Here is a 21,505-nt window from a genome sequence, read left to right as displayed (position 1 = left end):
TGGTCCTGAGGATTGTTGCCCCTGCTTCTGACGATTGCGTGAGGTCAGAGCGATATGATATATATCTATATGATATATGGCGGAGATCCCATGCGCACTCTCATCGATCTGGAAGACAAGGCGGTTGCCGCGCTGGATCGGCTGGCGCGGGAAGAGAACGTATCGCGCAGCGCGCTCATTCGTGAAGCGGTCGCAGACCTTCTGCAGCGGCGTGAAAAGCCGCGCATGGAAACCGCCTTCGGTCTCTGGGCCGGCTCGGATCGTGAGGTGGATGGCGTGGCCTACCAACGGTCGCTGCGGGAGGAATGGTGAAGGCGCTGTTCGACACGAATATTCTGATCGACTACCTGAACGGTGTTGCGGCGGCCGCCGCCGAGATCGATCTCTACCGGCACCGGTCGATCAGCATGATCTCGTGGATGGAGGTCATGGTCGGCGCGGTCGAACAGCATCGCGAGGCCACCCGCGACTTCCTGTCCGGTTTCCATCTGATCGGGATCGATCACCAGGTTGCCGAGCAGGCTGTCGACCTTCGGCGGTCATACCGCCTCAAGCTGCCGGATGCCATCGTCTGGGCAAGCGCCCGGGTGCACGACCACCTGCTCGTCACACGCGACGTGAAGGACCTGCCGGAGACGGATCCCGGCATTCGCGTTCCCTATCGGCGTTGAGGGCGTTCTACCGGTCGCTGACCTGCCAGTTCGGATTGATCCACGGCTCCTGATTGCTGCGGGGCAGGGGCTGGCGGCCGAGAATGTGGTCGGCGGCCTTTTCTCCGGTCATGATCGAGGGGCCGTTGAGGTTGCCGTAGGTCACATGCGGGAAAATCGAGGAGTCTGCGACGCGCAGGCCCTCCACGCCGATCACCCGGGTCGTCGGATCGACCACGGCCATCGGGTCGCTCTCGCGACCCATCCTGCATGTCCCGCAGGGATGATAGGCGCCCTCCAGATGCTCGCGCAGGAAGGCATCGATCTCCTCGTCCGACTGTACCTTCGGCCCCGGCGCGATCTCGCCGCCCATATAGGGGGCGAAGGCGGGTTGGGCGAAGATTTCGCGGGTGACGCGCACCGCATGGCGGAATTTCACCCAGTCTTCCGGATCGCTCATGTAGTTGAAGCGCAGCACCGGCGCATCCTTCACATCCGGCGAACGCAGCGTGACGGCGCCGCGCGATTTCGACATGTTGTAGCCGACATGCGCCTGGAAGCCGTGACCGTCGGCCGCCGACTTGCCGTCATAGGAGACGGCGATCGGCAGGAAGTGATACTGGATATCAGGCCATTTCACGCCGGCGCTGGAGCGGATGAAGGCGGCCGCCTCGAACTGGTTGGAGGTGCCAAGCCCCGTCTTGAAGAACAGCCACTCGGCCCCCACAACGCCCTTCCAGAACCAGTTGTTGCGGGAATGCAGGGTAATCGGCTGTGAGGCGCGGAACTGGTGGTAATATTCCAGGTGGTCCTGCAGGTTCTGGCCGACGCCCGGCCGGTCCGCCACAACCGGGATGCCCATCTCGTTCAGATGCGCCGCCTGGCCGATGCCGGACAGCATCAGGATTTTGGGCGAGTTGAAGGCGGAAGCCGCGACGATCACCTCGCGGTTCGCGCGGATCACCTCGATCCTGCCACCGATCTCGACTTCCACGCCGATGGCTTTCAGCCCCTCGAACACCACGCGGCGCGCATAGCAGCGGATCAGCCGGCAATTGTCGCGCTTCAGCGCCGGCTTCAGATAGGCATTGGCGGCGGACCAGCGACGGCCCTGCCAGCTCGTCTGCTCCATCAGGCCAAAACCTTCCTGCTGGCGTCCGTTGTAATCCTCCGTGACCGGGAAACCGGCCTGCCGGCCCGCCTCGATGAAGGCCTTGTAGAGCGGGTTCTTCACCGCGCCGCGCCGCACATGCAGGGGGCCGTCCGTGCCGCGCCAGCCCTCTTCGCCGCCATGCGCATGCTCCATGCGCTTGAAATAGGGCAGCACGTCCGCATAGGCCCAGCCGGTGGCGCCGAGTTCCTCCCATCGGTTGAAATCCTCCGCATGGCCGCGCACATAAACCATGCCGTTGATCGAGGAGGAGCCGCCGATCACCTTGCCGCGCGGCGCAATCATCCGGCGATGGTTGAGATGCGGTTCGGGTTCCGAAAGGTAACCCCAGTTGTAGCGCTCCATGTTCATGGGATAGGCAAGGGCCGCCGGCATCTGCACGAAGGGTCCGATATCCGAGCCGCCGAACTCCAGCACGATGACGCTGTGCCGGCCATCCTCCGACAGGCGCCAGGCCATGGCCGAGCCGGCCGAGCCGGAACCGATGATGACGAAATCTGCCTGATGGGTCATTGGAAAAGTCCAGTGTTCAGTGAAGGAGGTGCGCAGGACTGCAGTGACAAAAGCATCGCTCTAAGCTATAGATTGATGTGGGAATATCGCTCAGAGCTGCGGTGGCCAAATGAAGGAAGTCGTGGTGTCTCAGCGTGCCGACAAGGCATTGCAAAGCATGCAACCCACACGGCGGCTGGCGATCATTGCCAAGGTGAAGGCTTATGCCGGGGGTGAGCGTGTCGATATCAAAAAGCTGAAGGGCTTGGAGCTCTGGCGCATCAGAGTGGGCGACGACCGGGTGATTATCGATGATCAGGGGCGGATCGTCCTGGTCGTAGCCGCTGGCCCGCGTGGCAGCATCTACAAGGAGTGAGAAGCGATGGGGCGCATTCAGAAAATCGAAATCGACGGCAAGGCCTATGTTTTGCTGAGCGAAGAAGACTACGAGGATCTGGTCGATGGTCTCGAAGCCAGCGCCGTTCTCGCCGAGATCGCCGCCGGGCAGGAGGTCTGGCCGCTGGACATTGTTGAAGCGCGCGCCAATGGGGAAAACCCGGTTCGTGTTTTTCGCACCTACCGCAAGATGACCGTATCCGATCTTGCCGCCGCCGCCGGCATCTCCCAGCCATACCTGTCGGAAATCGAAAGCGGCAAGAAGACCGGTTCCGTCGATGTGCTCAAGCGCATCGCAACCGCACTGAAGGTCGATCTCGACGATATCGTGCTCTGAGCAAGGGTCGATCCAGCCGCGGCACGACGGTTCTCTGCCAGAAAGCAAGGCAGAGCCGGGAGCGGTGATGTCGGAATCTGCCGGGTTCATGATCGCTTTTCCATGGGATGTCGCACCTGAGGCTATCCGCTCTGCCCTGCCGGTTGAGGTGACCATTGCCGCCATGGCTTCGTCTCTAACAGGAGGACGAAGCGGTGAGGCCTCAATACGGCGCCTCGCACTTGCCCATGCCGACATAGACTGTCTTCAGCTCGGAATAATGCGAGAGTGCTTCCGCCGAATTTTCACGCCCGAAGCCGGATTGCTTAGAGCCGCCGAAGGGGATTTCCACGGGGCAGAGATTGTAGGTGTTGATCCACAGCGTGCCGGCCTCCAGCTGGTCCACCACCCGGTGGGCGCGGGTAAGGTCGGCGGTGAAGACGCCGCCGGCGAGGCCAAATTCGGTGGCATTGGCGCGGGCGATCACCTCGCTCTCGTCCTCGAAGTCCAGCACGCACATCACCGGGCCGAAAATCTCTTCCCGCGCGATGGTCATGTCATCGGTCACGTCGGCAAAGATGGTTGGCTGCACGAAATAGCCTTCGCCGGAGGCGGTGTTGGGAATGCCGCCGCCGGTCACCAGACGTGCGCCTTCGGCCTTGCCCTTTTCCGTGTAGGCCAGCACCTTTTCCCGCTGGGCGAAGGAGACGAGCGGTCCCATCTGGGTTGCCTCGTCCTGCGGATCGCCGATCACGATCGCCTCCGTGCGGGCCTTGGCGCGGGTGAGGAACTGTTCCTTGATCGCCTTGTGCACGAAAACACGGGTGCCGTTCGAGCAGACCTGGCCGGTGGAATAGAAATTGCCGAGCATGGCGCCGGAAATGGCGCTGTCGAGATCTGCATCGTCGAACACGATGAGCGGCGACTTGCCGCCGAGTTCCATCGTCACATGCTTCAGCTGGCCGGCGGCGGCGGCGGCCACCTTGCGGCCTGTCGGCACGGAGCCGGTCAGCGACACCTTGGCGACGTCAGGGTGGTTGACGAGCAGCGGCCCGGTCTCCCGGTCGCCCTGGATCACGTTGTAGAGCCCCTTCGGCGCGCCGGCCTCGATCAGGATCTCGGCGATCTTCAGCGCGCCGAGCGGGGTGACTTCCGAGGGCTTGAAGATCATGGCATTGCCGGCGGCGAGTGCCGGTGCTCCCTTCCAGCAGGCGATCTGCTGCGGATAGTTCCAGGCGCCGATGCCGACGCAGACGCCGAGCGGCACGCGCTTGGTATAGGCCCAGTCGGACCCCAGCGGAATGTGCGAACCGTTGAGGGCGGTCGCGGCAATGCCACCGAAGAATTCGAAGGCATCGGCGCCGGAGGTCGGGTCGGCCACGATGGTTTCCTGGATCGGCTTGCCGGTATCGAGCGTCTCCAGTTCGGAGAGTTCGCGGTTGCGCTCGCGGATGATCTCGGCCGCCTTTTTCAGCACGCGGCCACGGGCGGTCGGCGAGAGCGCCGCCCATTCCTTCTGCGCACGTTTGGCAGAAGCGATTGCCTGTTCCACGATGGCAGGCGTTGCCGCATGCAGGCGGGCAATCACCTCGCCGGTGGCGGGATAGAGGCTTTCGATCACCGTGCCGGCCGTGTCTTCCACATAGGCGCCGTCGATGAAATGCGAGGCGGGGGGCTGGGCTTTCATGTCCTGTCTCCTGACGGTCTGCCGTTCGGTCATTCGTGTTTCGGTCGGATCCTTGTTGCCGGCATGTGCTCCGCATCCGATGCTGAAGTGCGGCAGTGCCTTCGCCGCATCCCGCTCAGCGGGACGGGGTGCGGCCGTGCTGTCGGTTCAACTGTCCGGCCACATAGTCCTCCACCAGTGTGACAGAGGCATCGATGGACAGCGGTGCCGCCTTCAGCGACTGGCGAATGTAGAGGCCGTCGATGAGGGCTGCGGCGCCATCGGCGATCTGTTTTGCAAGCGGCGCCGGGCAGAGCGGCCGAAGGCCGGAGAGCAGGTTGGAATGCAGCCTGCGCGCATAGAGCACCAGCAGGCGGCGCACTTCCTCCGAACGCTGTGCCTCGGAATAGAAGGCAAGCCAGGCGGCCACCACGTCGGGCGCGAACTGGTCGGCCTGGAAGGAGACGCGGATGACGGCGGAAATGCGCGCCCGCGGCGTCTCGGCTGCCGCAAGCGCCGCCACCGCATCGGCCCGCAACTGGGCCAGCAGCGCGCGGATCGTGGCCAGCAGCAATTGCTGCTTGCTGCCGAAATAATGATGGGCAAGCGCTGCCGAAACGCCGGCCTCGCGGGCAATCTCCGACATCGTCACGTCGAGCGATCCCTGGCTGCCGATGGTGCGCAGCGCCGCGTCCACCAGCGCCTTGCGGCGCACCGGTTCCATTCCAAGCTTCGGCATTCTGATCTCCTGACATTTGCCAGATTATTTTTGATTGACTGGTCAATCAAGAAAAAACTGCGCCATGCTCCGGCCTTGCTGCGACGGAGGACGCCGGTGATGGGCTGACTGTGGCCCCCGTGTTTCCCATGTGCCACACGCTGTGTTGAACGCCTGTGCACAGGGGAATTGCGCACTGTCAAAAAACTTTCACGCAAGCGTCACAGGGTGGAAACCGATCATTGACCGCTATGGTGTGAGCATCTGTCGTGTTTTTCGTTTGAGCTCACACACCGGAGAAGACCATGTCGAGCGCTGCGACGCTGGAAACGGGTATCTTGAGACGCTACGCCGACGACCAATTGCTGCCCCTGTCGAAGCTCGTTCTGGAAACCGCCTTCCAGCCGATCGTCGAACTGTCGACGGGGCGTGCCTTCGGTTACGAAACGCTGATGCGGGGCCATGAGCGGCTGGGCTTTGCCTCGCCGCTGCATCTTCTCGATACCGCCGCCGGGGCCGAACAGCTGCTGGCGCTGGAACAGATGCTGGCGTCGCGTGCGCTTGCCAAGTTCGCGACGCTGCCGGATTTCGCTTCCAACACGCTGTTCATCAATCTGGATGGCCGGCTGATTCCGCAGGGCGAGCAGGTGGTGGACAAGCTGGTGGCGCATCTGCGCAAGGCCGGCATTCCGCCATCCTCCATCTGCTTCGAGCTGTCCGAGCGCATCGACAACACCAGCGTGCCGGAATTTGCCGGCCTCATCACCAAGATGCGCAAGGCCGGCTTCAAGCTCGCCATCGATGATTTCGGCGTCGGCCATGCCGAGATCAAGCTGCTCTGCGATTTCCCGGTGGATTACCTGAAGATCGACCGGCATTTCATCGCCGGCCTGGAGGAGAGCCCGCGCAAGCGGCATCTGGTGCGCAACATCGTCAACATCGCGCATGTGCTCGGCATCCGCGTGATTGCCGAAGGGGTGGAAACGGAACCGGAATGCCTGGCCTGCCGCGAATGCGGGGTGGATCTCGTGCAGGGCTGGTTCATCGCCCGGCCCACCATCTTCACCAGCGAGCTGCAATCGGCCTTTCCGCATCTCGTCGATCTCGGCCGTGGCCGCCGCGCCAGCCAGTCGCTCGACGAGATCCTGATCCGCAAGCAGATCGAGATGCTGCCGACCGTCTACGAGCACGAAAGCGTCGATACCGTGTTCGAACTGTTCCGCAGCAATCCGCGCCAGTCCTTCTTCCCGGTGCTGAACGCCAATGGCGAACCGCGCGGCATCATCAGCGAACATCACCTCAAGGAATATATCTACCGCCCCTTCGGCCGCGACCTCCTGAAGAACAAGATCTACGAGCGCGCCATCTCGCATTTCGTGGAAGGCGCGCCGATCGTCGGCCTCGATGCCAATGCCGAGCGGCTGATGAACATCTTTGCCAACATGGATGGCAGCGACTGCGTGATCCTGACGGAAAACATGCGCTATGCCGGTGTCGTCTCGGCCGCCTCGCTGATCAAGGTCATCAACGAGAAGCAGCTGAAGGTGGCGCAGGACCAGAACCCGCTGACAGGCCTGCCCGGCAACCGCGCCATCCGCGACTTCATGCACGAGGTGGGCCGCAACGACGACCAGACGCGCTTCTTCTGCTATTGCGACTTCGACCACTTCAAGCCGTTCAACGACCATTACGGCTTCCAGATGGGCGATCACGCCATCTCGCTGTTTGCCGCGCTGATGCGGCGCTATTTCTTCTCGGAAGGCCATTTCCTCGGCCATGTCGGCGGCGACGATTTCTTCATCGGCTTGAGCGACTGGACACGCGAGGAACTGAACGAGATCCTGGAGCGGCTGCTCTCCGATTTCCACGACGATGTGGTGGAACTTTATTCGCCGGAAGACCGGGCGGCCGGCATCATCCGCGGCCATGACCGCAACGGGCGGGAACGGGATTTTCCGCTGCTGCGCTGCTCGATTGCCGTTCTCGAACTGCCCGAAGGCCTGCTGCTCGATGATGTCAACCGCATCAGTGCGGCGATTGCCGGCGTGAAGGCGCAGGCCAAGGATTGCGAGAGCGGGCTGGTGTTCAGCAGTTTTCAGGCACATTCCGCCTGAGACAGCCACTCAGCCCTCGTGCGCGCCGGCCTCTCCTGTCCGGATGCGTTGGAGCGAAAAATAGCGCGGGCGCGGACGCGCTGTCGCTTGCGGCAGCGCGTCACCTTTTCAAGTGCGGTGTCGGGTCCTACATCGGGGAACCGAACGAAAGGAACAGCCCATGCCTCTGTCCGCTCCGCTTCCCGTCTCCATGCGCCATGTCGATCTGCAAAGCTTCGGCGCGCCCGAGGTGATGACCTTCGCCACCGGCCCGGTGCCGCAGCCGCGCCCCGGCGAGATCCTGGTGCGCGTGTCAGCGGCCGGCGTCAACCGGCCGGATGTGGCGCAGCGGCAGGGCAGCTATCCGCCGCCGAAGGAGGCGAGCCCCATTCTCGGCCTGGAAGTGGCGGGCGAGGTGGTGGCGCTCGGCGAGGGCGTCACCGATTTCGCCGTCGGCGACCAGGTCTGCGGCCTCGCCAACGGCGGCGGTTATGCGCAGTACTGCCTGCTGCCCGCCGGCCAGGCGCTGCCCTTTCCCAAGGGTTATGATGCCGTGCGGGCGGCGGCCCTGCCGGAAACCTTCTTCACCGTCTGGGCGAACCTCTTCCAGATGGCAGGGCTAACGGAAGGCGAGAGTGTCCTGATCCATGGCGGCACGTCGGGCATCGGCACCACCGCGATCCAGCTGGCGCGCGCATTCGGCGCCACCGTCTACACCACCGCCGGCTCGGCGGACAAATGCGCCGCCTGCGAAGGGCTGGGGGCTCTGCGCGCCATCAATTACAAGACCGAGGATTTCGTCGCCGTCCTCAAGGAGGCGACCGGAGGGCAGGGGGTCGATGTGGTGCTCGACATGATCGGCGCCGCCTATTTCGAAAAGAACCTCTCCGTACTGGCCAAGGACGGCTGCCTGTCGATCATCGCCTTCCTCGGCGGTGCCGTGGCGGAAAAGGTCAATCTGTCACCGATCATGGTCAAGCGCCTCACGGTGACCGGCTCGACCATGCGCCCGCGCACGGCGGAAGAAAAGCGCGCCATCCGCGACGATCTCGCCACCCAGGTCTGGCCGCTGCTGGAGGCTGGCCGCGTGGCGCCCGTCATCCACACCGTGCTGCCCTTCGATCAGGTGGTGGAGGCGCACCGGCTGATGGAAAGCTCCAGCCATATCGGCAAGATCGTGCTGACGCTTCGCTGATCCGGCGGGGAGTGGCCGGGCGCGAGGCCCGGCCCCCATGCTCTGAGGCATTAGCCGGGCGGGCAATTCATCACCTTCGCATTGTTCAGCGTCGAGCTGACGCCGGCCAGAATATAGGCCGATGCGATCGGCGCGATCTGCGTTTGCGTCGTCACCACGCCGGTGATCGTCGCGCCGGCCTGCGAGGGGGTCCCGCTGGTCGATGCGCAGGTCCACGGGGTCGACGGGTTGGGTGCCGTGGTCTTGTTCATCATCGAGACGTTGTAGCAACTGCCGCCGGGCAGCTGGAACTGGCCCATATCCGACTTCCAGGCGCCGCCGGCACCCTTCCCGTAGAAGTTGTTGGCGGCAATGGTGATCGTACCGCTCTGATTGGTCAGCGCATTGCCGACGTTTGTCACCACAACCCCGGTTTCATTGGCCGCCGTCGCCGAGATGACGATGGTGGCGTCGCTGTTCAGGCAGAAGGCGAAGTCCTGCGGCGGCAGCGCCGACAGCTTCAATTCCTGTGCCTGAACGGGTGTCAGAGGTCCGAGTGCCGCGGCGACCGAGACCAGCATGCCGAAATATTTGCTCTTCATTGCAATTCCTCCCTGCGTTATCGAAGAACAATGCAACCATAGCGCTAATTTTCTCGTCGCGCCACAAAATATACTTAAGGTAGAGTAAATTATAATAATGCATCTTAAAAATGCATTTGCTAGAATGGCCGGATTGCGCGTCCGCCTCCGGCCGTCAGAGGCAATCGAAACCCGGCAGGCAGCGGGCCCGCGTCTTTTCGAGGGGCTCCTCGGCGCAACCTGGGGGGGCACGCTGTCCTCGACGAATGGGTGACCGCACCGCACGATGCGGCTGTGGCGTGATGCCTATGGGATTGGCGTGCAGCCCTCTCGGGCGGGGTGGATTGCGGTGCCGGCCCGCTCCGGCGCGCGGCAGGGTTGCCGCCCTTGCGCCTTCGGAGCGGATGCTTTCACGCAATCACATGCCGCTGTTACACAACGTGGCTTGAAGATCGGCGGCCTCGCGCCTACCTTCTCCTCATGTTCAACGAAACGGAAGGAGGTGATCCGATGTCTAATGAGATTGCGGTTTGCAAGGCGGACATGGGAAAGGTTTTGGTCATGACGGGGCAGCCCTCGGCCTGACCGCACCTCCTCAGGGATCTTCCACCGCAAGGTCCCGGTTCGCATTCCGAACCGAACTCATGGAAAGGGTCGCGCAAGCGGCCCTTTTTCTGTTTGGGGCGCATATCGGGCGAGGGCTATATCCCGATGCGGCCGATGGCCGGGATCTTGAGGCCGGGGCGGGCGAGATCCAGCCCGGCGACGAGGCCCAGAACATGCACCTCCAGCCCGCTGCGCCAGCCGGCGGAGAGCCCGATCAGGCCGGCAAGCGTCAGGTGCACGTCGCGTCCGTCCGGGTCGATCACGAGGAATGGCCCTTCCGGCAGAAAATCGCGGCCCACGGCATGCGGCGGCAGCACGGCGCCGAGATCCGGCACGCGGCGCAGCACGAAGGCGACGAAGGTGTTGGAATTCGGCCCCGGCCAGATGCGGTAATCACCCGGTTGGGCGTAGGGATAGGCAGCAATCGCCGCCTCGACCTGCGGGATCAGCCGTTCGGCTTCGGGCCCCGTGACGGAGGCCACCAGTTCCGGCGCATTGGAGTACCAGTAGGTATCGGCCGGCCGGTGGTTGCGCCGAATGGGAGAACCCCAGCCCACCTTGTCATAGCGCTGATAGGAGGCGGCGCCCTTTGCCTTGGTGACGATCCAGGCATGGCTCGCCACCGCCCCCTTCAGCCCGCCGGTCTTGGCGGACAACACGTAGACGGCAGCGTCCTTGCTCTCTTGCGGGCGTGGCAGCAGGCTGGAGGAGCCCCAGTTGGCCTCGCTCCAGCGGGCGGGCCTGTCCTGCAGCGCCCACCAGCCGGCGGCGGCGAAGGTGGGGGCGAGGTAGAGCAGGAAAAACGCCGTCAGCAGTCGTTTCAGCAGTGTCATTCCGGTTGTTGCCCGCTTCGCTTGGCCCGTGCTGCGGGCCGGTAAAATGGGTTGGGCTTTTTGTCCCGTCAGGCTATCAGAGGCAGGAAAGCAGCATCAGCAGGGCCTCCCAATGCAAAATCCCGTTACCGTCGAAGTCACCCGTGGCAATCGTGTGGAAAGCCGTCATCGCGGCATGGCTGTCGCCGTGGATGGCGCCGGCCGCATCGTCTTCTCCGCCGGGGATGTGGAGGCCGGCGTGTTTCCGCGCTCCGCCTGCAAGGCCATGCAGGCGCTGCCGCTGATCGAAAGCGGTGCAGCGGATGCCTTCAGCCTTTCGGCGCGGGAACTCGCGCTTGCCTGTTCCTCCCATTCCGGCGAGGACGAGCATGTGGCGACCGCCGCCGGCATGCTGCAAAAGGCCGGCCACGACCTTTCCGTTCTCGAATGCGGCGCGCACTGGTCCTCCGACCAGCAGACGCTGATCCACCAGGCCCGCACGCTGGAGCGCCCGACGGCGCTGCACAACAACTGTTCCGGAAAGCATTCCGGCTTCATCTGCACCTGCGTGCAGTCCGGCTGGGATCCGAAGGGCTATGTCGGCTATGACCACCCCCTGCAGGCGGAAATCCGCGCCGTCATGCAGGCGCTGACCGGCGCCGTGCTGGACCGCGATACCTGCGGCACCGATGGCTGCTCCATCCCCACCTATGCCGTGCCGCTTACCGGGCTGGCGCACGGCTTTGCCCGCATGCTGACCGGCGAGGGCCTGTCGCCCGCCCGCGCCGCAGCCTCGCGCCGGCTGATGGAGGCCTGCATGGCCGAACCCTTCTATGTGGCCGGCACCAAGCGCGCCTGCACCCGGCTGATGGAGGTGGCGCCAGGGAAAATCTTTGCCAAGACCGGGGCCGAAGGCGTCTTCGTCGCGGCCCTTCCCGACCAGGGCGTGGCGCTTGCCGTCAAATGCGAGGACGGCACATCGCGCGCCGCCGAAAGCATGATCTATGCGCTGATTGCCCGCTTCTTCGAGCCGGGCAGCGAGACCCGCGACACGCTGATCGCCATGGCCAACCGCCCGCTCTCCAACTGGAACGGTATCCATGTCGGCGATATCCGGGTGACGGACGCGCTGTTTGCATGAGGTTTTGGCCGGGATGGCGTGATCGGCCGCACCTGGGTGGCGTTGTGTCGTGTGGTTTGCCGCCTCTGGCTGCCGCCATCTCTCCACGAGGGGCGCGCTGCTGCACCCGCCCGGCTTTCACCTGCTTCGGCGGCTCGGCTGGGTTAAAGCCCTCCCCCTTGTGGGGAGGGTTGGGAGGGGGCTTGTTTCAATTGCAACAGTCGCCCTTGCGGGGGAAATGCCCAGCGGCGCCGATATGCCACAGCGGGCAGAACGCCAGAGCCACTTCAAACGCAACGCAACGTCACGACCGAACCCTTAAATCTCCCCGCCAATCCGCGCCGTGCCGGTCTGGCCGTTGTCGCGGATCCATTTCAGCGTCCTGTCGCCGGTCCTGTAGAGTTCGAAGCACATCGGCGCGCCCTTGTACCAGGTGGTGAACTGCTGGCAGAGGCGGTTGCCGCGGATCCACCATTTGCCGGTATCCGTGGGCTGGATGAAGCGGCCGAGGCCGAGCGCCTCGCCGGAGCCATCGACCACGCCGGAGCGGCGATAGTTCAGCGGAAATTCGCCGCCGAGGGGGGCTGCCAGATAGATCCGCTTGCCGATGATCTGGCGCTCGATGTCGCGGGCGCTGTAGGCCTCGCCGGTGGCGGCGGCGGGGCTGGCGGCAGGGGCGGCAAGCGCCAGGCACAGCGGCAGGGTGCGAAGAAGGGGCGGCAGGCGTGTCAACATCGGCAATCTCCTGTGGCAGGGGCGCATCATGCGCCGCGGTCCGGGGCAGACGTCCCGATGCGCCGCGGATCGTCCGGACGCCATGCCATCGCCGACCTGGGGCCAGGCGTCGCAAACCATCCGGATGCGCTCACTAACGCAGACGTTGCGGTGCCGGATCAGTCGGCGGCGATGATTTTGATGCCGGCCTGCCGATAGGGGAGAAGGCGATCCTCGCCGGTCTCCGCCGGTACCACCAGGGTCGAAAGCTGAGCGGTGGGCATGATCACGTGCGGTGAGGTGGCATCCAGCTTTTCCGGTGTAACAAGCGTAATTGTTTCCCCGGCGCGGCCGGCGATCTGCCGCTTGATCGCGGCTTCCTCGAAATCGCCGGTCGAGAGGCCGCGTGTCGCATGGATCGCGGTAACGCCGAGAAAGAAGACGTCGGGGCTGAGAAGCGCGATCTGCGCGGCGGCCTGCGCGCCGACCGCTACCATGGAATGCCTGTAGAGCGTGCCGCCGATCAGGATCACGCTGGCCGCGTGATGCTCCAGATCCGCCGCAATCGTCGGGCTGTGGGTGAGGATGGTGACGGCCATGTCGCGCGGCAGGTGCCGCAGCAGCGCGGCATGCGTGGTGCCGCCATCGACAAAGATCGTCATGCCCGGCCGGATCAGTGCCACGGCGGCGCGGCCGAGCCGATCCTTCACGTCGCTTGCAAGGCCACGCCGGGCCGTCAGGTCCGGCAGCCCCGGCGCCAGCGGCAGCGCCCCGCCATGCACGCGGGTCAACAGTCCCTCCGATGCCATCTCGCGCAGGTCGCGGCGGATCGTATCCTCCGACAGAGAGAGCGATTGCGCCAGATCGCGGGCAATCACCTGGCCGTCGCGGCGCAGCAGGTCGAGGATCAGGGCTTTGCGTTGGCTGGTCAGCATGGCTTGACTCTTCACGAAATTGCACGAAACCTAGTGATGTTGCCTGAATTGAGTCCTGAAGGCAAGAAAACAAGATTTTTCGTGCGGAGATACACACCATGCTGATCCTGATTGCCGGCCCCTATCGTTCCGGAACCGGGGATGATCCCCGGAAGATGGCGGAAAACCTGCATCGCCTTGAGGCGCCCTCGCATGCCCTGTTCAAGGCAGGCCATGTGCCGATGATCGGCGAATGGGTGGCGCTGCCGATCTGGCGCGCCGCCGGCGGACAGAGGGTGGGCGATGCGCTCTACGAGGACATCTTCTATCCCGTGGCGCACCGGCTTCTGGCGCTTTGCGAGGGCGTGCTGCGCCTGCCGGGCGAATCTAAGGGGGCCGACAACGATGTGCGGATCGCCCGGGAGCGGGGCCTGCCCGTCTGGTACCGGCTGGAGGATGTTCCGGGCGTCGTCACGGAATAGGCACTTTCCCGGCGCCGGGTGATGGGCTACTCCTTGCCCTCGATATTCTGGAGGACTGCTGATGTTGACGCTCTTCTTCTCGCCCGGCGCCTGTTCGCTCGCCGCCCATATCGCGCTGATCGATTCCGGCCTGCCGTTTGCGCTGCATCGGCTGAAATTTGCGGAAAACGAGCAGCGTTCGGCACATTATCTGAAGGTCAACCCGAAGGGCCGCGTACCGGCGCTGGTGACGGAGAAGGGCACGCTGACGGAAACGCTGGCGATCCTGCTGTTCATCGCCCAGATGGCGCCGGACAAGCAGCTCGCGCCGCTGAACGATCCCTTCGCGCTGGCGCAGCTGCAGGGGTTCAACAGCTTCATCGCCTCCACCGTGCATGTGAACCACGCGCATGGCCGCCGCGCCACCCGCTGGGCCGATGAGCCGACCTCGATCGAGGACATGAAGCGCAAGGTGCCCGCCACCATGCGCGATTGCTTCCGCCTGATCGAGGAGGGCATGCTGGCCGGCCCCTGGGTGCTGGGCGAAGCCTATTCCGTCGCCGACCCCTATCTCTTCGTGATGTCCGGCTGGCTGAAGGGCGATGGCGTCGATATCGCGGAGTTTCCGCGCGTCGAGGATCACTATCGGCGCATGCAGGAGCGTCCGTCGGTGCAGAAGGCGCTCGCCGACGAGGCGGCTGCCTGAGCGGACGGATGTCCGTCGGGCGGTTCAGATTTTCTTCAGGCGCAGCGTGACAGCGGCAGAGTGTTTTGCGCGGCGGTCGGTGTCTCCTGAATCGCGACTTCAATCGCGACCTGGCCGAGCGGAAGATCGGCGAGATCGCGCAGGCTCATGCGGTGGATCTGCGGATGTTGCAGGATGTCCTCGCCGTTCGCGCCGTCAATGCGGGTCGCCCACGTTGCCAAGGTCAGGATGTTGCGGAAAAGGGTGGGAATTGCCATCGCGGCTACCTCGCAAATAAGAGTTATTTGCAGGCTCGTTATCCGCGAACCGGGCATCGTCTTCAATTGAAGAAATCAGGCGCCTGCTGTAGAAAATCTATATGCACAACCTCAATCGCGTTCATCTCAACGGCCTGCGGGCGCTGGAAAGCGTGGCCCGCCTCGGCTCGCTGCAGGCGGCGGCCGAGGAGCTTGGCGTCACCATCGGCGCCGTCAGCCAGCAGGTCATCAAGGCGGAAGCCCAACTCGGGCGTCCGGTCTTTGCCCGCACCCCGAAGGGGCTGGTGCCGGTGGAGGGCACGGAGCCGCTGATTGCGCGGCTGGCGGAGGGTTTTCAGGCCCTGTCGGAGGCGGTCGCCATCGGCCGCCAGCCGGACGATACGCTGCTCACCGTCACGGTCGCGCCGGTCTTTGCCTCGCGCTTCATCCTGCCCCGGATCGACCGTTTCACCGCCCGCCATCCGGAGCTTCGCCTTAGGCTCGATGCCACCGCGCGGCTTGCGGATTTCTCCCGCGATGCCGTCGATGTCGGCATCCGCATCGGGCGCGGCGAATGGCCGGGCGTGGATGCGCAACTGCTTCTGCCGCAGACGGTGTTTCCGGTCTGCGCGCCCTCGCTGGCGCGTGGGGTGAAGACGCCGGCCGATCTTCTGAAGCTGCCGGTGCTGCTCGACGGGCAGGCGATGTTTTCCTGGGATGTGTGGCTGGAAGAGGCCGGCCTTGCCGGTCGCAAGGTGAAGCCCCGCCATGTGTTCAGCGAGGCCTCGCTCTGTCTCGAGGCCGCGATTGCCGGGCAGGGGGTGATGCTGGCCTGGCGGCTGCTCGCCCTGTCGGCGATCCGCCAGAAGTGCCTGGTGCGTCCCTTCGCACTCGAGGCATCGACCGGCATGGGCCATTATCTCGTCACCCGCACCGGCGCGCGACGTCCGGCCAAGGTGAAGATGTTCGCCGCCTGGCTGCGCGCCGAACTCGATGAGGCGATGGCCGACTGGGCCGCGCTTGACGCACCGGCGCCGGACCGGTAACGATCATTCCCGAAGGGTCCGCAGTTCACCCAGGCGTCACCGCCCGATCCCGCATCGGGAGCTAAACCTGCCCACGCATCCCGCACTCGCGTTGGTTTCTCCTTCGTGCCGGGTCGGAAGACGGTGACCACCGACGATCCCATCGGCACGATATCGAGGACGAAACGATGTCGAAGACCCTGCATGCCGTGACCATTCCGGATCTCTCCGCGCTGGCGAAAATCCTGCGCCGTGAACTTTATGCCCGCGATACCCCGCCGAGCCATGTCGAACTGTTGAACCTGCTCGCCCGCGGCGCCGGTTTCCGCAATTTCCAGCATCTGAAGGCGAGCCACGCGGCTGCCGCCCGGCTGGAGGCCGCGCCCGAGCCGGTAGAGGCGGAGCCCGTCGATCACCGCCGGATCGAGCTGGTGCTGCGCTGTTTCGATGACGAAGCCGTCATGGCCCGCTGGCCGAAGAAAACCGCACAGCAGAAGCTGGCGCTCTGGTGGTGCTGGGCGTCGCTGCCCGCCCGGCGCGAGCTTTCCGAACCCGAGGTGAACGCCATCCTGAAGGCGCTGAACGGCTTTGGCGATCACGTGCTGATCCGCCGCGAACTCGTCGATTGGGGCATGGTGGCCCGCTCGCCGGATTGCCGCATCTACCGGCGGATCGAAACCCGCCCGCCGGCGGACGCGGCGGCGCTGATCGCGCATCTTCAGGCGCGCAAGCGGGCAAAGCGGGTGCCACGGGTCTCGAACAGGCCGCCGTTCACACCGGTCCGGTCGCCGGCTCGGCCAGACGCTTCTCCCACATCGCCTTGAAGGCGGGGCGGGCCTGGGCGCGCTCCAGCCAGGCCTTCAGCGCCGGGCGCTCATCGAACAGCGGCGCATGCGGCTGGGCGTAGCGGACGATCTCGGCCATGTTGATGTCGGCGACCGTGAAGCGTTCGCCGACCATCCAGGTCCTGGCCGTCAGGTATTTTTCCAGCACGTCGAAGGGGCGCTTCAGGCTGGCGGCGGCCGTCGCGATGGCGGCCGTCACCGCGTCCGTCTGTTCGCCGAGCGAGGCGGCGGAAATCTTCAGCGCGGCTGCCTCGATCTCGGTCGCGGCAAACAGCGCCCATTGCAGCATGGCGGCCTCTTCGACCAGATCTTTCGGGCCGAGGTCGCCGCCGTATTTCTTCGCGAGGTAGAGGTTGATGGCGAGCGATTCGATCACCACCACGCCGTCATCCTCGATGGCGGGAATGGTGCCCATCGGATTGATCGCAAGGAAAGCGGGCGATTGGGTGTTGATCGGCGCATCCGCGGCCAGCGGGTTTTCCAGGCGCTTGGCCTGCACCACGGGCACGTGGGTAAAGGCAAGATCGAGTTCGCCGGCCAGCCAGAGGGTGCGGGTAGCGCGGGAGCGGCAGGCGCCGTAGATCGTCAGCATGGGCAGTCATTCCTGTTTGCGGGTAAGGACCGGAGCCTATTGCGCTGCCGCGGCAACGGAAAGGGCATCCGGCTGCAACCGGCGATGAAATTTTCTGATCGGCAGGCGGCGGAAAAAAACCGGAAATTCACGCTGAAAACGAATCAGTTTTCCCCCTTGAAATTTTTTCGTTCTGCCCTGTTGCGATTCGCGACAGGGCAGAACGATCAGAACCTCTGTTTCAAATTGATGCAACGACAGGCGGGGTTTGAGGGCTTTTCCCGCGATAGATCGAAATTTTCCTATCTTCTTAAATGAAGCGAAGGGTTTGCATCCCATTCTTTGGCCGTCAACGGACCCCGCGACATATTTTGCCCTTCTCATATAGCGGGATGCCCCGCTAGGATTCGCGAATGGGAGGGCGAGGATGCAGGATGGGTGCAGGAGGCGCATGAATGAGTGACAGTGCAATGCACCACAGGGTTGTCGCAGCCGATGCCGATCCGCTCGATCAACTGCGTCGCCATCTCGTCCAGCTTGCCACCTCCGCCGACGTCGACGCCCTTGGCGCAGCCCATGTCATCCAGTCTCTCGATCCCAGCATGTTGTTCGATCAGTTCTCCGAATATTTCTGCATCAAGGACCGTTGCTGTCGGTTCGTTTTCGCCAATGCGGCGGCAATGTCCTGCATCAATGCCCGGTCCATGTCCTCCGTGCTCGGGCGCACCGAACTCGATTTTCTCGACCGCGAGACGGCCGAGCAGCGGCTTGCCCTTGAGCAGGACCTGATGGCGCAAGGCGCCAACTGCGAGCGCGAGGAGATGGTGCGTCTGCCTGACGGTGCCGAGAAATGGCTGCTCACCACCCGCACCAGCCTGCGCGATGCCAAGGGCGACGTGGTGGGGCTGATGGTCATGTCGCGCGACATCACCCGCGCCCGGCAGGAGGCGGAACTCGAGCGCGGCCATGCGGCGGTGCTGGAAATGGTGGCGCGGGGGCGGCCGCTTCCGGCGGTGCTCGATGCGCTGTGCTGCACGATCGAGAACCAGCTGCAAGGGATCTATGCCTCCGTGCTTCTGCTGGACGAGGCGGGCGAACGGCTGCGCCATGGTGCTGCCCCCAGCCTGCCGCCGTCCTATACACGGCTGATCGATGGCGTTGCCATCGGTCCGTCCGTCGGGTCGTGTGGCACGGCTGCCTGGCGGCGCTGCTCCATCGTGGTGCGCGATATCCAGTCCGACCCGCTCTGGGCGGATTTCCGCCATCTCGCCATGCCTTTCCGGTTGCGCTCCTGCTGGTCGACGCCGATCATGGGCGCCAACAACCGCGTGCTCGGCACCTTCGCGCTCTATTCGAACGAGGTGCGCGAGCCGATGGCGCGCGAGATCGAGCTGACCGCCATGGCGACCGACCTCGCTGGCATTGCCATCGAGCGGGCCATGAACGAGCGCCGCATCCAGCATCTGGCCTATCACGACCCGCTGACGGGCCTGCCGAACCGCACATTGTTCTGGGCGCAGTTCGCGCGGACGCTGATGGACGCCCGCCGCGAAAGCCGCAAGCTGACGGTCGCCTATCTCGATCTCGACAATTTCAAGCAGGTCAATGACACGCACGGCCACGCGGCCGGCGACGAGGTGCTGAAGCGCATTGCCGAACGGATCGAGCAGCGCCTGCGGCCGAACGACCTGGCCGTGCGCCTCGGCGGCGACGAATTTGCCATCGTGCTGGCCGATGTCTACCAGGACGAGGTCAGCGCGCTGATGCGCCTGCGTGAAATCCATGGCGCAATCGCCGAGGATCTGCGTGTGGGCACCGCGCGGACATCGGTGACCTGCAGCATCGGTGTCTCCTTCCATCCGCAGGATGGCGATACGGCGGAAGCGCTGCTGGCGGCCGCCGACCGCGCCATGTACGAGGCCAAGGCGCAAGGGCGCGATGCACTGCAGGTGATCCGCCGCGTGCCGGCCTGACCTTGAGCACAAGATCGCCCCGGTTCAGCGGTCCCGTCCCTCCTCGGGCGGAAGGGGGCGTGGTTCCGGCGGCAGGACCACATCCTCCAGACGCTCCGCATGGAGGAAGATCTCCTCGAACCCGTCGAGAAAGCGCTCGAACAGCAGGCTGAAGGCAAGGCGTTCCTCGGAACTCCAGCCATGGGTCGCCTGGGTGACGATCGCGTGCTTCACCGCCCGGATTTCCGTCAGCAGGGCTTCGCCGGCTTCCGTCGGCGCGATCAGCGAACGGCGGCCATCTTCCTGCGAGGCGTCGCGCTTCAGGATTCCCTGACTGACCAGTTCGGCCACCAGCCGGCTGCCACGCGAGGGGTCGATGCGCATGGCCTCTGCAATGGCGCCGACGGTTGCCTCGCCGCCTTCGCGGCGGATGCGCACCACCACTTCGAGAATGTCGAGCTGTGACAGATCGAGACCCGGAGCGGCACGGGCAATCGCGATGCGACCGATCATGCGCCGTCCCATCATCACCCGCATGCGCGTCATCGTCTGGCCGATGCGGAAGATGTCCGCATCGGTCTGCGAGGCTGTCTCTGGCGCGGTGTGGTCTGTTCTCATGCGGGTGTCGTACACCAAATCGTGAGGCGGCTTCAAGTGCATGCCATCAGCAAGAGCATTCGATTGACAATTATATGCTAAAGGCACATAAATCGGCAAACTTCAGGAAGCCTCCCATGGACATGTCGCCCCAGCAGTTCCAGCCTCTCGTCACCGATCCGCGCAAGAGGCTGATCCTTTTCCTCTTTCTCCTGACGGCCATGTTCATGGCCACGCTCGACAACCAGATCGTCTCCACCGCCCTTCCCACCATCGTCGGGGAGTTCGGGGAACTCGAGCGTTTCGGCTGGGTGGGGTCGGCCTTCCTGCTCGCCACCAGCGCGGTGATGCCCGTCTATGGCAAGCTCGGTGATCTCTTTGGCCGCAAATACGTGATGATCGGCGCCGTCACCATCTTCACCATCGGTTCGCTGCTCTGCGGCCTCGCCTGGTCGATGGACAGTCTCATTGCCGCGCGCGTCTTCCAGGGGCTGGGCGGCGGCGGCATCATGGTGTCGATCTTCTCCGTCAATGCCGACCTGTTCGAGCCGCGCGAACGGGCCCGCTACCAGAGCTATTCCAGCCTCGTCATCATGGCGTCCGGTACCGTCGGACCGACGATCGGCGGCACCATGAGCGACCTGTTCGGCTGGCGCTCGATCTTTTTGATCAACCTGCCGATCGGTATCATTGTGCTGGCCGGTCTGGTGATGATGCTGCCGAACCGGCGTCCCAGCCGCCAGCCGAAGATCGATTATCTCGGTGCCGTGCTGCTGGCGCTGGCCAGCACCACCGTCGTTCTTCTGACGGACGGCATCTCGCTGTTCGGCTCGCTGTTTTCCTGGCAGAGCTTCACGGTGCTGGTGATCGGCATTGCCGCGGCTGTCTCCTGGGTTCTCGTGGAACGCCGCGCGCCGGAGCCGATCATTCCGCTGCGCCTGTTCAAGGATTCGACCTTCTCGCTGTTCCTTGTCGTTTCGCTGATGACGGGCGGTGTGGCGATCGGCATGGTCAACTATTTTGCGCTCTTCCTGCAGACGACCACCGGGCTGTCACCGACCGCCGCCGGTCTGTTCTTCATCGCCGTCACGGGCGGCATCGTCATCGGCTCCCTGTCGGCCGGGCGGCTGATCTCGATCACCGGCCGCTACAAGCCCTTCGTGGTCACGGGTCTGGTGATGAATGTTGCGACCCTTCTCATCTTCTCGCAGCTGCATGCCGGCAGTTCGCTGGTGCTGGTGGCGCTCGTCATGCTGATGCAGGGTCTTTCCGTCGGGCTTGGCCAGCAGGCGCCGATCATCGGCGTGCAGAATGCCGTGCCGCGCGCCGATGTGGGCTCTGCCACCGGCGCCGTCACGCTGACGCGCATGGGCGGGGCGGCGATCGCGATCTCCGTCTATGGCGCCGTCATCACCGCCTTCATGCACGGCGTCACCGTGCCCGGCGTCGAGAATGTCACCACGCTGACGCCGGACCAGCTGGCGAAGCTGCCGGATGCGGCGCGGCTGGCGGTTGCCAATGCCTATGCGCAGGCCTTCGAGCCGATGTTCCTCACCGCGGCCGGCTTTGCCATAATCGGACTGATCGCGGCCCTGATGCTGAAGCCGGTGCGTCTGCCCTCGCTCGGCGAGCGCAAGAGCTGAGGCAGACAGGCGGCCTTTGGTGGCGCGACGGGCAGGGCTTTCAAAG

The 21,505-nt window shown here is 64.4% G+C and carries 24 protein-coding genes; 13 read left to right on the top strand and 11 right to left on the bottom strand.

Annotated elements, in window-relative coordinates; translation table 11 throughout:
* The first annotated feature begins 90 nt into the window (after positions 1-90).
* On the top strand, positions 91-312 hold the full coding sequence (locus F3H95_RS02355; protein WP_143127875.1) for a CopG family transcriptional regulator: 222 nt from the start codon (positions 91-93) through the stop codon (positions 310-312).
* Positions 306-671, top strand: a complete 366-nt coding sequence (locus F3H95_RS02350) for a type II toxin-antitoxin system VapC family toxin (protein ID WP_149744793.1) — start codon at positions 306-308, stop codon at positions 669-671. Before F3H95_RS02355 ends, F3H95_RS02350 begins: the two co-directional genes overlap by 7 nt.
* Positions 672-678: 7 nt before the next feature.
* On the opposite strand, the gene betA is transcribed toward F3H95_RS02350, so the two are convergent.
* A complete protein-coding gene (gene betA, locus F3H95_RS02345) occupies positions 679-2,334 on the bottom strand; it encodes a choline dehydrogenase (RefSeq protein ID WP_149744792.1) in 1,656 nt (551 codons plus the stop codon).
* Between the two features lie 109 nt (positions 2,335-2,443).
* Here betA and F3H95_RS02340 point away from each other — a divergent pair, with 109 nt between their 5' ends.
* Together F3H95_RS02340 and F3H95_RS02335 are read left to right on the top strand one after the other, a co-directional pair.
* Positions 2,444-2,689 carry a cytotoxic translational repressor of toxin-antitoxin stability system gene (locus F3H95_RS02340; RefSeq protein WP_149744791.1) on the top strand — a complete coding sequence of 82 codons (246 nt, stop codon included), beginning with the start codon at positions 2,444-2,446 and terminating at the stop codon, positions 2,687-2,689.
* A gap of 6 nt (positions 2,690-2,695) precedes the next feature.
* Positions 2,696-3,046 (top strand): helix-turn-helix transcriptional regulator, encoded by a 351-nt coding sequence (locus F3H95_RS02335; RefSeq protein WP_149744790.1) that lies wholly within the window; start codon positions 2,696-2,698, stop codon positions 3,044-3,046.
* A gap of 202 nt (positions 3,047-3,248) precedes the next feature.
* Here F3H95_RS02335 and betB read toward each other — a convergent pair whose 3' ends face one another.
* Entirely contained in the window at positions 3,249-4,712 is a 1,464-nt protein-coding gene (gene betB / locus F3H95_RS02330) for a betaine-aldehyde dehydrogenase (protein WP_149744789.1), read from the bottom strand.
* A gap of 115 nt (positions 4,713-4,827) precedes the next feature.
* Positions 4,828-5,430 (bottom strand): transcriptional regulator BetI, encoded by a 603-nt coding sequence (gene betI, locus F3H95_RS02325; RefSeq protein ID WP_149744788.1) that lies wholly within the window; start codon positions 5,428-5,430, stop codon positions 4,828-4,830.
* 284 nt (positions 5,431-5,714) lie between these two features.
* Between betI and F3H95_RS02320 the strand changes: the two genes are divergently transcribed.
* Both F3H95_RS02320 and F3H95_RS02315 read left to right on the top strand, forming a co-directional pair.
* Positions 5,715-7,523: a bifunctional diguanylate cyclase/phosphodiesterase gene (locus F3H95_RS02320; RefSeq protein WP_149744787.1), complete on the top strand. Its 1,809-nt coding sequence runs from the start codon at positions 5,715-5,717 to the stop codon at positions 7,521-7,523.
* Between the two features lie 160 nt (positions 7,524-7,683).
* Positions 7,684-8,697, top strand: coding sequence for an NAD(P)H-quinone oxidoreductase (locus tag F3H95_RS02315; RefSeq protein WP_149744786.1), 1,014 nt, complete (start codon positions 7,684-7,686; stop codon positions 8,695-8,697).
* A 50-nt stretch (positions 8,698-8,747) separates the two neighbouring features.
* Here the strand turns inward: F3H95_RS02315 and F3H95_RS02310 are convergent, their stop codons facing one another.
* Together F3H95_RS02310 and F3H95_RS02305 are read right to left on the bottom strand one after the other, a co-directional pair.
* Entirely contained in the window at positions 8,748-9,278 is a 531-nt protein-coding gene (locus F3H95_RS02310) for a hypothetical protein (RefSeq protein ID WP_149744785.1), read from the bottom strand.
* A gap of 680 nt (positions 9,279-9,958) precedes the next feature.
* On the bottom strand, positions 9,959-10,696 hold the full coding sequence (locus F3H95_RS02305) for a DUF3750 domain-containing protein (RefSeq protein ID WP_149744784.1): 738 nt from the start codon (positions 10,694-10,696) through the stop codon (positions 9,959-9,961).
* A gap of 112 nt (positions 10,697-10,808) precedes the next feature.
* Here F3H95_RS02305 and F3H95_RS02300 point away from each other — a divergent pair, with 112 nt between their 5' ends.
* The gene (locus F3H95_RS02300; protein ID WP_149744783.1) at positions 10,809-11,816 is read left to right on the top strand and encodes an asparaginase; all 1,008 of its coding nucleotides are present in this window, start codon (positions 10,809-10,811) and stop codon (positions 11,814-11,816) included.
* Positions 11,817-12,113: 297 nt separating this feature from the next.
* On the opposite strand, the gene F3H95_RS02295 is transcribed toward F3H95_RS02300, so the two are convergent.
* Positions 12,114-12,530, bottom strand: coding sequence for a hypothetical protein (locus F3H95_RS02295; RefSeq protein ID WP_244617851.1), 417 nt, complete (start codon positions 12,528-12,530; stop codon positions 12,114-12,116).
* A gap of 158 nt (positions 12,531-12,688) precedes the next feature.
* Positions 12,689-13,444: a DeoR/GlpR family DNA-binding transcription regulator gene (locus F3H95_RS02290; RefSeq protein ID WP_149744782.1), complete on the bottom strand. Its 756-nt coding sequence runs from the start codon at positions 13,442-13,444 to the stop codon at positions 12,689-12,691.
* 98 nt (positions 13,445-13,542) lie between these two features.
* On the opposite strand from F3H95_RS02290, the gene F3H95_RS02285 reads away from it, so the two are divergent.
* Both F3H95_RS02285 and F3H95_RS02280 read left to right on the top strand, forming a co-directional pair.
* Positions 13,543-13,905: a DUF4406 domain-containing protein gene (locus F3H95_RS02285; protein ID WP_143126862.1), complete on the top strand. Its 363-nt coding sequence runs from the start codon at positions 13,543-13,545 to the stop codon at positions 13,903-13,905.
* 61 nt (positions 13,906-13,966) lie between these two features.
* Positions 13,967-14,590: a glutathione S-transferase N-terminal domain-containing protein gene (locus F3H95_RS02280; RefSeq protein ID WP_143126863.1), complete on the top strand. Its 624-nt coding sequence runs from the start codon at positions 13,967-13,969 to the stop codon at positions 14,588-14,590.
* A 35-nt stretch (positions 14,591-14,625) separates the two neighbouring features.
* Here the strand turns inward: F3H95_RS02280 and F3H95_RS02275 are convergent, their stop codons facing one another.
* On the bottom strand, positions 14,626-14,847 hold the full coding sequence (locus F3H95_RS02275; RefSeq protein WP_149744781.1) for a hypothetical protein: 222 nt from the start codon (positions 14,845-14,847) through the stop codon (positions 14,626-14,628).
* Positions 14,848-14,948: 101 nt separating this feature from the next.
* Here F3H95_RS02275 and F3H95_RS02270 point away from each other — a divergent pair, with 101 nt between their 5' ends.
* Together F3H95_RS02270 and F3H95_RS02265 are read left to right on the top strand one after the other, a co-directional pair.
* Positions 14,949-15,872, top strand: a complete 924-nt coding sequence (locus F3H95_RS02270) for a LysR substrate-binding domain-containing protein (RefSeq protein WP_149744780.1) — start codon at positions 14,949-14,951, stop codon at positions 15,870-15,872.
* Between the two features lie 167 nt (positions 15,873-16,039).
* A complete protein-coding gene (locus F3H95_RS02265; protein ID WP_149744779.1) occupies positions 16,040-16,675 on the top strand; it encodes a DUF2087 domain-containing protein in 636 nt (211 codons plus the stop codon).
* Here the strand turns inward: F3H95_RS02265 and F3H95_RS02260 are convergent.
* Complete coding sequence (locus F3H95_RS02260; protein ID WP_149744778.1) at positions 16,623-17,288, bottom strand: glutathione S-transferase family protein; 666 nt, start codon at positions 17,286-17,288, stop codon at positions 16,623-16,625. The two genes, F3H95_RS02265 and F3H95_RS02260, sit on opposite strands and share 53 nt — an antisense overlap.
* A gap of 36 nt (positions 17,289-17,324) precedes the next feature.
* Positions 17,325-17,651 carry a hypothetical protein gene (locus F3H95_RS02255; protein ID WP_188134271.1) on the bottom strand — a complete coding sequence of 109 codons (327 nt, stop codon included), beginning with the start codon at positions 17,649-17,651 and terminating at the stop codon, positions 17,325-17,327.
* Between the two features lie 71 nt (positions 17,652-17,722).
* Here F3H95_RS02255 and F3H95_RS02250 point away from each other — a divergent pair, with 71 nt between their 5' ends.
* Positions 17,723-19,240, top strand: coding sequence for a diguanylate cyclase (locus tag F3H95_RS02250; protein ID WP_149744776.1), 1,518 nt, complete (start codon positions 17,723-17,725; stop codon positions 19,238-19,240).
* 24 nt (positions 19,241-19,264) lie between these two features.
* Here F3H95_RS02250 and F3H95_RS02245 read toward each other — a convergent pair whose 3' ends face one another.
* Complete coding sequence (locus tag F3H95_RS02245) at positions 19,265-19,837, bottom strand: MarR family transcriptional regulator (RefSeq protein WP_143126869.1); 573 nt, start codon at positions 19,835-19,837, stop codon at positions 19,265-19,267.
* Positions 19,838-19,953: 116 nt separating this feature from the next.
* Between F3H95_RS02245 and F3H95_RS02240 the strand changes: the two genes are divergently transcribed.
* The gene (locus F3H95_RS02240) at positions 19,954-21,459 is read left to right on the top strand and encodes an MDR family MFS transporter (RefSeq protein ID WP_244617850.1); all 1,506 of its coding nucleotides are present in this window, start codon (positions 19,954-19,956) and stop codon (positions 21,457-21,459) included.
* Positions 21,460-21,505 lie beyond the last annotated feature (46 nt).

The sequence above is a fragment of the Rhizobium sp. RU35A genome (assembly GCF_900156005.1).
Lineage (GTDB): Bacteria > Pseudomonadota > Alphaproteobacteria > Rhizobiales > Rhizobiaceae > Neorhizobium > Neorhizobium straminoryzae.
This window is presented reverse-complemented; position numbering and strand designations above follow the sequence as displayed.